7 protein-coding genes are annotated in these 10742 nt (G+C 41.8%); 2 read left to right on the top strand and 5 right to left on the bottom strand.

What is annotated here, in order from left to right:
- Positions 1–464 precede the first annotated feature (464 nt).
- From deoC to AC4GME_RS10065, 3 genes are all read right to left on the bottom strand, one after another.
- Entirely contained in the window at positions 465–1241 is a 777-nt protein-coding gene (deoC, locus tag AC4GME_RS10075; RefSeq protein ID WP_490378052.1) for a deoxyribose-phosphate aldolase, read from the bottom strand.
- 253 nt (positions 1242–1494) lie between these two features.
- Positions 1495–2442, bottom strand: coding sequence for a LysR family transcriptional regulator (locus AC4GME_RS10070; RefSeq protein WP_490378053.1), 948 nt, complete (start codon positions 2440–2442; stop codon positions 1495–1497).
- Positions 2443–2713: 271 nt separating this feature from the next.
- On the bottom strand, positions 2714–5125 hold the full coding sequence (locus AC4GME_RS10065) for a PilZ domain-containing protein (RefSeq protein WP_490379333.1): 2412 nt from the start codon (positions 5123–5125) through the stop codon (positions 2714–2716).
- Positions 5126–5580: 455 nt separating this feature from the next.
- Between AC4GME_RS10065 and AC4GME_RS10060 the strand changes: the two genes are divergently transcribed.
- Positions 5581–6369 carry a DsbA family protein gene (locus tag AC4GME_RS10060; RefSeq protein WP_490376832.1) on the top strand — a complete coding sequence of 263 codons (789 nt, stop codon included), beginning with the start codon at positions 5581–5583 and terminating at the stop codon, positions 6367–6369.
- A gap of 781 nt (positions 6370–7150) precedes the next feature.
- A complete protein-coding gene (locus AC4GME_RS10055; protein WP_490376833.1) occupies positions 7151–9607 on the top strand; it encodes a hypothetical protein in 2457 nt (818 codons plus the stop codon).
- 99 nt (positions 9608–9706) lie between these two features.
- Here the strand turns inward: AC4GME_RS10055 and AC4GME_RS10050 are convergent, their stop codons facing one another.
- Both AC4GME_RS10050 and AC4GME_RS10045 read right to left on the bottom strand, forming a co-directional pair.
- Positions 9707–10183 carry an Ig-like domain-containing protein gene (locus AC4GME_RS10050; protein ID WP_490376834.1) on the bottom strand — a complete coding sequence of 159 codons (477 nt, stop codon included), beginning with the start codon at positions 10181–10183 and terminating at the stop codon, positions 9707–9709.
- A gap of 294 nt (positions 10184–10477) precedes the next feature.
- The gene (locus tag AC4GME_RS10045) at positions 10478–10663 is read right to left on the bottom strand and encodes an Ig-like domain-containing protein (protein WP_490379332.1); all 186 of its coding nucleotides are present in this window, start codon (positions 10661–10663) and stop codon (positions 10478–10480) included.
- Between the last annotated feature and the right edge of the window lie 79 nt (positions 10664–10742).

The following is a 10742-nucleotide window of genomic DNA, read 5'->3' as shown; positions in this document are numbered from 1 at the left end:
AGGTAAAGAATTGTTAATATCAATCAGATAATTGCAGTGTTTTATTGTTATCTTGGGATGTTAGTTGAACTAGTTAATGGCGGCTCTAAATTTTAGCCTTCAATAATGATCGTAGAAAGGGGGCTATATTAATTTTGGGGTGAAAGCGGCATCCGAAAAAGCGCGGACAGCCAAACCTTTTTTGGTCTTGCCGTGTATCTGCACTTTGAAAGTCGTTTTGGGACACATATGGGTTCCCGTTTATTGCAGTTTAATGAAGATTACAGTCTGCTGTTTTGCCATATGCAATAAGGTGAAATATTAATATTTAGTTGGTTCGAATAATATGTGATGCTTAATGTAATGATTTAAAAGCATATATGTCGAGCCTTTTCTAACCAATAAAACAACTGCTTGCTTATGGCTGTATTGTACTTGAGTGTTGGCAATACATTTTGGGAGCCAGAGGCTCCCTTTACTGGCAGTTAGTATGCAGCTGGATCTGCAGCTTTATCGCTCACTTCCAAAGTATTAAGTAAGCTGGTCAACAGGCTTGAAGCACCAAAACGGTAATGCTCAGCATCAATCCACTCTTCACCCAGAATTTCTGCAGCCATATCAAGAAATGCCTTAGCATCTTCAGCACTGCGCACGCCGCCGGCTGGTTTGAAACCGACACGCTGGGCAACACCCATATCTCTAATCACTTTAAGCATAATTGCAGCAGCTTCTGGTGTTGCATTTACCGGTACTTTACCAGTAGAAGTCTTGATAAAATCAGCACCTGCTTCGATACAGATTTCGCTGGCACGTTTAATCAGGCGCTCTTCTTTTAACTCTCCGGTCTCGATGATCACTTTAAGTAATATCTCGCCACAGGCTTCTTTACACTGCTTAACCAGGTCAAAACCCAGCTGCTCATCACCAGCGATAAGAGTGCGGTAAGGAAAAACAACATCCACTTCGTCGGCACCATAAGCAACGGCAGCTTTTGTTTCAGCTACAGCAATTTCAATATCACTGTTACCGTGCGGGAAGTTAGTTACTGTAGCAATTTTAATTTCCGGTGTGCCTTGCTCTTTCAGAGTCTTACGCGCAATAGGAATAAATCTTGGGTAAATACAGATTGCAGCAGTATTACCAACAGCTGTTTTAGCATCATGGCACAATGCGATAACATTCTGATCTGTATCATTATCGTTAAGTGTAGTCAGGTCAATCAGGCTAAGTGCTTTCAGTGCTGCGGCTTTTAAATTACTCATGAATTATGTCTCCAAAGAGGCGCTTAGTTCTGCTGGTGTTACGCAGATACAGAAAAACGCCTGAATTATTAAAATAAGAGTAGGCTTGCATTTTACAGAGGGTTAAAAGAATCTTTTTGCCGTCTGGCCAGCCTTCGATGTGAGGCAATAATAGAGAATTTAAGTCAGTTGTCCCATAGGCTTTTAGTTGAAACATCTTTTCCATAGAGAAAACGTCATGGGTTTACACCTTATGTCAGGAAAATCCGTGCAGTTAAAACCGGGCCCACTTAGCTAATGCCTTATCCCAGTATGGCGGATTACCAATAGTGTCTTTCAGAAAGTGAATAACAGTTCTGACTCTGGCCGGCAAATGCTTATTGCGCGGATAGACTGCATAAGCAGGCATCTTTTGATTGGCGCGCCAGTCTGGCAAAAGCTGCACCAGTTTGCCAGTTTCCAGTTCGTCGGTAAGCAGGTAACTGGCAAGATAACCTATGCCTTTTCCGGCAATCAGCGCGTCTCTGACCGCCTCGGCCAGGTTGACACGATAGTTGCCCGAGACACTGATGCTGAATTCTTCATCTCCTCTGGCAAAGGACCAATTATTACAAGAACGGCTTCTACTGTGGTAAGTAACACAATTGTGTTGGGTCAGCTCATCCGGATGCTGCGGGGTGCCATGAAGCTGCAGATATTCAGGGGAAGCGAGCAGCAGAAAGCGGGTATCGGCGATGCGCTGAGCCACATAGCCTTCGCTGATATCTTCATAGGTGGTAAACCAGAGATCGATCTCCTCCGCCAGCATATCGACCTTGTGATCGAACAGGCTGACATCTATGGTGAGTTGCGGATATTTATTCTGCAGCTTATCCAAGGCAGGAATGATATGCAGTGTGGCAAAAGAGCGTGACAGTGCCAGGCGAATATGGCCTGAAATTTCATCCCGGGTATCTGTCACCAGGGTATCAGCCTCCTGAATAAGCGAGACGATTTGCGCGCAGTATTCCGCATAACGTCTGCCTTCTTCAGTCAGGGTGCGGGTCCTTGTACTGCGGTTGATCAGCTGTACCCCCAGATCTTCTTCCAGGCTGTGAAGCTGCTTACTCACATGGGAGACCGAAACTTTGAGCATTTCTGCCGCCTTAGTCAGGCTGCCGCTTGTTGCCAGGGCATTGAAAAATACTATCTGATAGGCTCTATGCTGTAAAAACTCTTTCATTTTATCTGCCTGTGATTACATCGGAAAATACGTAGTTAACTAGATAATTGTCAGGGATGCAACTTCTTAACTGATCGGAACCGATAGTATACAACGTTGCGCTTTAGCTGGTGTAAAAGCCATAAACTACGTCATAGGGCTAGGTATGTCTGTTAAGTACGTCTATGCTGAACGAGGCTCCAGTATTAACGGTCTCTCAATTGAAATAATGAAAAGAGCTTCACTAAGCCGGGTATTTGAATTTCTTTAAACAAAGAACTCACTCTTATGACTAGGCTATTAGATCGGTTACATCTGACATTTCAAATACGCCCATTGTATTCTTCAGTCCTGATTCAATATCTTTTATTTTGGTTACTGCAAACCTTTCTAAGTATGACATTTCATCACGAAAATATTTATTGAATATGCGGCTTTTTTTGGTGGAATTTATTCTTAATAATCTGGGGTCGCCAATGCACCTGAGGTTTTGCATTAAAGGCATTAATTCAGAGTCTTTCTGTGATTCTGTTATCTGTTTTATAAAAAAGTAATTTTCACCATTGCTTCGGGTTCTTGACATAACAATAAAATAAAGAATTTCATAAGGGTTTTCTTTATTTATAAGCTCAATTTTATTTATTATTGCGCTTCTAAATGCATCTGTCTCCATAAGATTGAGTATGTCATCTGTACTGTTATTTTTGATAATAGGAATGTGTGAGTTTTCTGATATTGCAATATTTTTTATGTATCGGGAAGAGCCATGCCTTGCAGTTATTCCATGTGGCAGATGAATATTGTTTGCAAATATATTTCTTAATACTCGAGAAAATCCATAAATTTCATTTTCATAACCCATTGGTTTTATGCTGTTTATGTTTTTATGAATGTATTCTCTGATCATTTTCCGACCCTCATGGTCAGCTGTTTTTCCTTCAATGCATAATCTATATTCCAGATCACTGTCTTTCCCGGCAATATAATACGGCTGATATCTAACGCCTTTATCTCCATTACCCGGCAGTTCATGAAGATCTACTAAAATCTTATCACCGACCTTTAAATCCATTATCTTTGCCAGCTTTATTTTTAACCCTTTGGTTGAGATATTAAGCGTAGTACAAGAAACAAATTCACTTGTTTTATCTGTTTTTTTTTGTATTAGCACATTCATATTGCATAAAAATCTATCTTCCGTCCGGAAATCATTTGTCTCGGCTACTGCATCGTAAATATCAATAGCCTTAACGGGTTTTTTTAATATGTATTTAGATAGATTGACGTCGTTTTCTTGTTTATCGGAGGTGTCGTTCAAAAGGTTTAGATAATCGATAGAATCAGAGAAATCACTTAGCACAATCATTCTTTTTAGTACTTTAGAAAGTGATTTTGCACGTTCAATAGGTTGCTGATTCATAGTTTCAAAAGCTTCTCCAGCGGAAGACGGAAGTGAACTTGGAACATGACATTGCTCTTCCGGTGATGTTGTATTGCCATCAATCCGATAAAGTTTGAGATTGTTTTTTTGATGAGCGCTTCTTGCTATTTTTTTTAAAAAATCGTTACCAATCAATCCCTTGTGTGGCAGTGCGACATAATAAGTTTTATTGCTTTTATCTTTGACTGGCATTAAAAACAGATAATCATAAAATCGCTCTCCTGAAGATATTCTAGATTGTATTGACGGTAATACACAAAGAGAGCGAAGGAAGTCTTTATTGTCATTAATATTGGCGAATAATCCTATGTTTGTATTATTTGCGGTTTTAAATTGAGCGCCAGGCAGCCAAACACCATTTTGTTCAATAAGAAATACAGGTAGCGATTTTAGTCTTGCAATAATGAACTGTTCAGACGCTTTTACTTTTATAGCATTTACTGTGTTTTCAACAGGAAGATTGTTGCGCTTTTTCTGTGCTTCAAGGTAGCTTTTTGAAAAGGCCATAAATTCATCTTTTACGTTTGAAAACTGCTTGCAGTGATAGTCAAGACTGAAATATATGTGGTTATTTTTTTCAAATGTATTTTTTATTTCATAGGTAATAATCACACGATCAGAAAACTTAAATTCGGCTTCAATACCGTGCATCCAGACATGAATCAGACCATCTGTTCTACGTATTTTTTCTTTAGGTATTTTTATTGATAGCCCTGTTGAGGAAATATCAGTTGTTATGCCTTCGATTGCAAAATTATTAAATGCATTTTTGGTCATTTTTTCCGGGCTATTATAGAAAATACTTACTTTCTTGGTGAAGTATAATCTTTCATCTTTTCGCTGGAAAAATTTGGTTAAATATATCTTTTCTGTTTTTGGAGGGATATTAAATAAGGCATGCGGATTTGCTTTATATCTTGCCTTTGCTTTTTGCATTATATATTTATAGACACCAAGCGTGTAATTGCCTGCATATCTATTTAATTCATTTATAAGTTCATTTTTAGATATCTCATCAAGAAAATGGGTGATTCCTTTGTAAATAAATTTTTCGCAGTTGTCTTTAAAAAAGGTTCGCAGGTCAATAACCCGATGAACATCCCGAGAAAGGTTCATGATTTCCATTTTGATTAGAAATCTATTGGACACGGTCAGATTTGCAGCAAGATGCTGAATTTCGCTTTCAAGTGAGGGGTTATTGAAGCCATGTCTTAGCTCCATAATAATATCCCAAAAATTTTCCTGGCCTTCACTACGTGTCATATTCTTCATTATTTTGGTGAGGATATCTCATGCCACCGCGGGATGAGATATCGCTGTCCTTAGCAAGTTTACAGAAAAAGTCATCGGTCAATTAATAAACAAGGGTATAACATACAAGATGATACATCTGTATTAGAGATCACAATCAGGATTTTTAACAGTTACCGATAAAAGAAGGATGCTATTTTTAACTTTATGTTTTTAAGGTGTTCAACACAGTTATCTTCATTATGAAAATTTCGTTGCCATACTAGAAAGCCTGCTTCTGGCGTTTTCATTATATTCTCCTTGGATTAGTCTTAAACTTACCTATAGTTAAGGACGTACCTGAGCCAACTGCAGAAGCATCTATTTAAATAAGCCTCATCTCCGGCTTGCTGATGGTGCGACGGATAACCGCAAAAGAAAACGCTAGACCAGGTGTAGTTAATATTTAAATAACGAGGAGTCAGATAATGTTGAAATATATAATACAACTCATATTTTCGCTGCTAGCACTGCAGTTTATCATCGCTTGTCAGCCGCAAAATGAGGGTAAATCACAACAAGAAATAAGCGAACTTAAGCAGGATATCAAACAGCTGAGAGAGGATATCACCACCATAGGCAGTCAAGTTAAAGAGATTCATGAGATCGCGACTAACGCGCAAAAACCGCAGCACAAAACATTGCCAACCCAAGCTAACTTTGATGGAGGTGGCCAGATCCCACTAATGGGCGATGCGCAGGCACAGCTTGCTATTATTGAGTTTTCAGATTATCAATGCCCGTATTGCAAACGATTTATCGATCAGACCTTCACAAAGTTAAAAAGCAATTATGTCGACAGTGGGAAAGTAAAATATCTGACCCGAGATTTTCCATTAGCTTTTCACCCTAAAGCACAAGGTGCGGCGATTGCTGCCAACTGCAGCTTACAACAGAATGCCTACTGGCCGATGCGTGCGGCACTGTTCAAAAACATGAAACAACTCGGTGATCCCTTATATCAACAAACGGCGGTAGAGTTAGCATTAGATATGGGCAAATTTTCCGAGTGCCTCGCAGATAAAGCGATGGCCGATAAAATTGCACAAGATATCGCCTATGGACGGTCGTTAGGGATTAAAGGCACACCCAGTTTTGTGATCGGTCGAATTGAAAATAATCAACTTATAACTCCTAAGCTTGTGGTGGGAGCGCAGAGCTACGAGACTTTTGTATTACTGTTAGATGAGTTACTTGCTAAACAGCCGCAGGACTAAGCGGTTAATCTGCAACTACTCAGGTCGTTGCCATTTAAGCCTATTTCTTCGTTGAAAAATGCTCATTTAAACCACTAAACTGTGCTTTTTCGCCTTGAACTAGACATAAATGGCTTAGCCCTGAGCATTTACAGTCTCTTTTGTATAAAAACACCTTAAGTTTTAAGAGGTGCTGAATAGTTACGCATTAACCGCTGTCAATAACAGAGAGGTATTATGGCCTCTCTGTGTATTTTCCCCTTTAGCCAATAACGATTTGTAAATCGCAGCGTCCAATCAGTATTACCAAGTTAATCATAGATAAATACCATAATATTTTATCCCTTGTTTTTCAGGTGGTTACATCCATGTTCAATTTCATTAAAACGACGAAATAACTATTTTGCCTGTGCACTGTAGCCGTGCTTTTTACCGTGATAGTGGCGGGTTACACCTTGGACAGTGCAGTCGTTACATAACGGACACCATATAATAATAACAATTCCTTAATTTACAGCGTGTTAGACGCTCACCCGCAAAAGCACTGTTGCATTTCTGTAACACTCAACCTTAAAAATCGTTAAACAAAAATAAACTTATCCTTACGTTTCAGTTGGTTAAAGAGTTGGCTTAAAGGTTGCAATCTGTTTATTCAGAGGCTCATTTATTGTGTGTGATTTAGCGCGCATCTTATTATAATAAGCTGATAGTCTCTTAGTACCAATAGCGGCAGCCAGTTAACGAGGTTAGTGCTGCCATTAATTATTTTTATTTATACATAAATAAGAGAGTGGTAATTATTATGAAACTTTCAATATGTAAACGGCTTATCAAGGTGTTCGCCACCACCCTGATAAGCTTAATAACCCTATATGGGTTGAGCAGCTTGCCGGCATATGCGGGATCTTATGACTGGCTCGGCATGGGCGAAAATCCTGAAAAATTCTGTATGGCTGATGCCTATCTGCTCGAACCCGGCAATAAGTTATCGCAGGATGCGCTTAACTGTACCGCCAATGATGTTGAGATCACCCGAGTTACACCGAACGATCCTAGCGCCGAGTGTAACCTGGGTGATGTGTTCACTTTCAGCGCCGATGTGACGGTTCGAACCAACGCCAACGAGCGCTGGGACACCACTTTCTATCTGCCGTTAACAGATGAGAGCCCACAAATCGTGCATGGCCCAGGTCTGCGCGACTGTAGCATCATCCTGCCGATGCCCGGCGATAGCGGTGAAACTGCGGATGTCGAACTCGATGGCGATGCTTGTGGTGATATCACCAAGGCATTAGGTCCTGATGAATACACCCTGACGGGTGAATCCATCACTATGCTGTGTGCCGATGAAGACGGTGACAACCGAGCCGACTTCACCTACTGCGCCGCATGGGATAATATCGAGCGGGATAACTGTAGCACTGATGAAGACCCCTATGCTGGTCAGATCCCCAACAACAAATCAAAATGTAACTGTGATACCTTTAACATCGATGTATTTATTAAACCAACTCCACCAATAGTGTTCAAGACGTTAACTAGTGCCTCTAGCCTACCCGAATCAGGTGGTGTGTTTGATTATACAGTTAACTTTACCAACACTAACACACAAACCTCACTGTTTATCACCTCACTTTATGATAAAGTTGATAACGGTGCCAACGGTACATACGGTGAAGCAGTCGATGAATCCCTGAACCTTTGGGGGGCAACAACTACCGTCACGCCTGCGACTCCAGATGGAGTCTATCTGACAGAGACCAACTGTTCGCAACCCGCTAATGGCGGTGAAATTCTGCCAAGCGGCACTTACAGTTGTGCCTTTAGTGTGGAAATCGTCGACAGAGATCTGCCCAATGATCAGAGTCCTGAGTTTTATGACGACTTAGTGATACTGGCAATCGAAGACAAGAATGGTGATCCCGTTACCGACGGTGATACCTGTTCGGCAATCCTCACTAGCGTAGCCGGCGATCACTGTACTAATGAAACCACAGTGCAGGTAACCAATTTGCCACCGGCTATCAGTGTTACTAAAACTCCCAATCCAACATTTGTGCTAGAGCCAAGTGGTAATGTAACATTTACTGTTATCGTTACAAACGAAGCTCTATCTGGAGATGATTGGGACGATCCGCTAACATTAAGCAGCTTAACCGATAGTGATTTCGATCTGTCAACTGAATGTGCGGATGCGGTTGGTTACACACTTGCACCTCAGGGAACGTATACCTGTTCTTTCACTCAACTCATTAGTGGCGACTTTGGTACTCCACCGTATCATTCTAATACTGTAACTGCCGTCGCGACAGACAATGAAAATGATACAGACACAGCCACAGCTTTTGCGACTGTTGATATCCTAAATGCGGTGCCAACTGTTCAATTGATTAAAACAGCGGGCACTGCTGCGGATGGAGACACCTACCATGTGCCTGAAACCGGTGATACCGGCACGCCTGTCAATGTTGACTATACATTCAACTTCAGTGTACTACCAAGCAGTGTTGATAATGTTATATTCAATAAATTAGACGATATGGTTGGCATCACTCTCACTGATTTAACTGGTGACTGTGACATCACCGAGGACAGCGATGGTCCGGTTGCTTCAGTACCGCTTAGTGGTGGCTATGAATTAGCACCGGGTGAATATGCAGTTTGTGTAATTACCCTGCCGCTACTAGGTAATGCAGGTGACACTCGTGCGAATACGGCAACAATCTGGGGTAACGATGTTGATAATCCTACTAGCGACCCTGTATTTGACAGTGATCCTGCTCTGGTAGAGTTTGATAACGTGCCACTGCAAATTACGCCGCAAGTTGCTATGAAAGCGCGTGTATTTGTTCGTATACCAAACGGTGGTATCGAAGACGTAACACTCACTAGTCTGAGAATTTTTAACGAACCATTTGCTGCAGATACGGATTATCCTCCGACTGGTCCTGCTTTGTTTAGGATTTTAAACGAAACAGGTGGCACTTTCGGGCCATACGTGGAAGATCTGATAATATTAGACCCTGCAGAAGGCTCTTCTTATGAGTTCTGTACTGTTGATACTGTTATCTCGGTAGGTGAGGTCTATGAGTGCGGCTTTACCATTAAACTGTACCCTGGATTTGCGACAGGTGTTACTGATATAAATGCAGTTATCAACGGCATTAACGGACTGTATATAAAACTAGAGGATGATGATGTAGGTTCTACTCCTGAAGAACATACCGTTGAATTAATGTTCGGTTCACAGGAACCTTAAAGCGTTAGTTTAATACTCAGGTAATAACAAAAGGGGCGATGGTTAATCATCGCCCCTTTTTATTGTTCAAGATCCAAAGCCATTACGGCGGATAACCGTTTACTTGTTGGCCTTGCCCTTATTGGGTTTGCTACTCTCGTCAGAAGAAGTGGACAGGCTGACACTCACCGTGGCAGTAGCGGTTTTGTCACCGTCACTAATGGTATAGCTGAAGCTGTCTCTGCTCTTAAAGCTCTTTGCAGGTGTGTAGAGCAGCTGGCCATCAGAGGTGATCTGTACACTGCCCTTGGCTCCCTGGCTTACAGTGCCGATGCTCAGACTGTCACCGTCCGGATCCCAGTCGTTAGCCAACACATCAATCAGAGTTGCCTCTTTCGCCGGTAAGACAACGCTATCCGTTACCGCAACAGGTGCGCTATTTAGAGGGGTAACGATCGCATAGCTCACCATAGCACTGTTGCTATAACTGCTGTTCGCTGCATTTTCGGCATGAATGATAATGTTATACAGATCATCAGTGGCTGTGCTGTTTGAGGTGACGCTTAAAGTGATCGTAGTACTCGCGCTCGGTGCCAAATTAACACTTGGGTTGCTGGCACTCCAGCCCGCCGGAACGTCGGCAGATACAGCAAAGTCTATGGCAGCACAATCACTGCTGTCCTGGTTGGTTACCGTGGCTTGACCATGCTGCCGGCAATCACATCACCCGCACTGGCTGACAGTGACAATAGATGGGCTGCGGCTACGCAAACCGGTGCTGGTGCTACCACAGTATAACTCGCCAAATACTCAGACAATAATAAAAGGGGTGATGATTAATACCATCGCCCCTTTTTATTTCATATTGATTGGTTACGTTGTATGAAAGGATTATTTGCCACTTATACCTTTACCACCTTTGCCGCCGTCGGTGCTTCCACCTGAGCTGGACAGGCTGATAGATACCGTTGTCGTTGCGGTTTTATCTCCATCACTAATGGTATAGCTGAAGCTGTCGCTGCTCTTAAAGCTCTTCGCTGGTGTGTAAAGTAATCGTCCATCACTGGTGATTTGCACGCTGCCTTTGGCTCTGGCTAACCACGCTGATGCTCAGGCTGTCGCCGTCCGGATCCCAATCATTGCCAAGTACATTAAT

The organism is Psychromonas sp. (assembly GCF_983033635.1).
Note: the sequence above shows the minus strand (reverse complement) of the source record. Positions and strands in the feature narration are given on the sequence as shown.